General features: G+C 65.3%; 1 protein-coding gene and 1 pseudogene. One reads left to right on the top strand and one right to left on the bottom strand.

The features are described from left to right. Positions 1-49: 49 nt before the first annotated feature. A pseudogene (locus tag ACFE99_RS02340) lies at positions 50-2,089 on the top strand (acyltransferase family protein). Between the two features lie 3 nt (positions 2,090-2,092). Here the strand turns inward: ACFE99_RS02340 and ACFE99_RS02335 are convergent. Continuing rightward, positions 2,093-2,621: zinc-binding dehydrogenase (locus ACFE99_RS02335; RefSeq protein WP_375482057.1), on the bottom strand; the 529-nt coding region annotated here is incomplete at its 5' end.

The raw sequence follows: 2,621 nt of genomic DNA, 5'->3' as shown, positions 1-2,621 counted from the left end.
GCCGGTTCGCTTGTCACAAGCGCCGCTCCTCCTCATCGCTCCGCTCTGCATCGTCGCCGGCGCGGCTCGACGGCCGCGATGGGTTGCGCCGGTCCCGCAACTAGCTCATCACCGACCGGGCTCAGGTATCGCCGCGCTGGACGGGTTGCGCGCCCTAGCTGTCACTTTGGTGCTCCTCGAGCACGGCGGTGTCCCCGGCATGGGCGGCGGCTTCATCGGCGTGGACATATTTTTCGTCCTCAGCGGATTTCTGATCACGTCGCTACTACTTGACGAGCTGGGACGCACAGGCCGTATCAGATTGTCCGGCTTCTGGATTCGCCGCGCCCGGCGGCTGCTGCCCGCACTCGTGCTGATGGTGCTGACGGTAGGTATCGCCCGCGACCTGCTTCCGCGAGAAGCTGTCGCCGGCCTGCGCGGCGACGCCGTCGCCGCGTTCGTGTGGATGGCCAACTGGTGATTCGTCGCGCAAAAGACGGACTATTTCACCCAAGGCGCGACACCGTCGCCGCTGCAGCACACCTGGTCGCTGGGGGTCGAGGAGCAGTACTACTTCTTGTGGCCGCTGGTGCTGATTGCGGTGGCCGTATTGCTGGCGGCGTGGGCCAGGCATTACCGGCTGTGGGCGACGCTGGCCGGCGTGCGGTTCATCGTGTTCGTGATAGCCGCACTAGGCGCTTTTGCTTCGGCCGCCGAGGTGATCGTCTGCTCCTCAGATGCCCCGCACGACCGGATCTATTTCGGCACCGATACCCGCGCCCAGGCATTGCTGATCGGCGCCGCGGCGTCGGCGCTGCTGGTTCGCGACTGGTCGTCGCTGAACCGCGGCCGCTGCATGATCCGCAACCGCTGGGCCAGACGGACCACCCGCGTGCTGTCGGTCCTCGGCATGGCGGCACTGGCGGCAGCCGCACACTACGCGAGGGGCAGTACACGCGAATTCCGCGACGGATTGCTGATCGCGGTGGCGCTCGCAGCCGCCGCTGTGATCGCCCCTGTGGCACTGGACCAGCGGGCAGTGTTGGCCCGGGTGCTGGCCTGTCCGCCGTTGGTCTGGCTGGGCGCCATCTCGTACGGGATCTACCTGTGGCATTGGCCAGTCTTCCTCGCGCTCAACGGGGAACGGACGGGATGGTCCGGATGGCGATTGCTCGCCGTTCGGTGCGTTGTCACGGTTGCGGTCGCCGGCGCGTCATGGTGGGTGGTCGAACAGCCGATTCGGCGGTGGCGCCCGATGCGCGTACCGCTGTTGCCGCTGGCCGGCGCGACCGTCGGCAGCGCAGTCGCGGCAACGCTGCTGATTGTCCCGGTCGGGACGGGTCCGCGTGCGGGACTTGACAGCAGCCTGCCGCCGGGTGTGTCGTCGGTTGCCGCTGTCTCGCCCTCACCGCCGCTCGCTTCGGTGCCTGTGCATCCCATCGGACAGCGAAATCCCAACCGTCCATTCACCGTATCGGTCTTCGGCGACTCGATCGCCTGGACGATGATGCACTACCTGCCCCCCACGCCGGGCTTCCACTTCGTCGATCACACGATCATCGGCTGCAGCTTGGTTCGGGGTGGCCCGTATCGGTACCTGGGCCAAACCCTCGACCAGAAGCCGGAATGCGAAAACTGGCCGAGCAGATGGTCTGCGCAGGTCGCCGCCGACCGGCCGGATGTCGCGCTGCTGATTATCGGGCGCTGGGAGACGGTCGACCGGGTCAACGAGGGACGGTGGACTCACATCGGCGATCCAACGTTCGACGCATACCTCGCGGGCGAACTACAACGCGCGGTGGATATCCTCAGCGGCACTGGTGTTCGAGTATCGGTGGCCACCGTGCCCTACAGCCGGCGGGGCGAACGAGCGGACGGAACGCTCTACCCGGAAGATCAACCGGATCGAGTTGACCAATGGAACGCGTTGGTGCGCCGTACGATTGGACAGCGCCCGAATGTGTCGCTGCTGGACCTGAATAAGAAGCTCTGTCCCGACGGTGTCTACACCGCTAAGGTCGACGGGGTTCAGGTGCGCAGCGACGGTGTGCATCTCACACCCGAGGGTGTGAAATGGCTGACGCCGTGGCTGGAAGAATCGCTGCGGTAACCGTCAGTTGGGCAGCAGAACGATTTTGCCGTGAGTGTGCCGCTGCTCGAGCTGCTCGAAAGCGTCGGCGACCTGGTCTAGCGGGTAGGTAGCGGCAATGTCGAAATCGATGGCGCCTGAGGCGACCAGCTCAGCCATTTCCGCGAGCACTTCCGGCGTCGAGGCATCCATGCTGCCTTCGGTTTTGGCACCGACTTCAGCTGCCTTCTGAAACGAAATGATGGTCTCGATGCGGTGTGGCGCTACCCCCAAATCGACTGGCATCTGCACATATTGCGGTCCAAATAAGTCGATGAACGCGTCGATACCATCGGGTGCGGCCTCGCGCAACCGGTCGGCAAGCCCCTCGCCGTATTCGACTGGGATGACGTCGTGGGCTCGCAACCAATCGGCGCTGTTTCGCGACGCGATGCCCAGCACTCGCGCTTTCTGGCGAACCAATAGTTGCACGACGAGGCTGCCCACCCCGCCAGCCGCCGCCGAAACTGCCACTGTTTCATTTGGTTGCGGAGCCACCGCGCGGACGGCTGCG

The sequence above is a fragment of the uncultured Mycobacterium sp. genome, assembly GCF_964249325.1.
In the GTDB taxonomy this organism is placed as follows: domain Bacteria; phylum Actinomycetota; class Actinomycetes; order Mycobacteriales; family Mycobacteriaceae; genus Mycobacterium.
The sequence above is the reverse complement of the archived record's forward strand: the minus strand, read 5'-3'. Positions and strand labels throughout refer to the sequence as shown.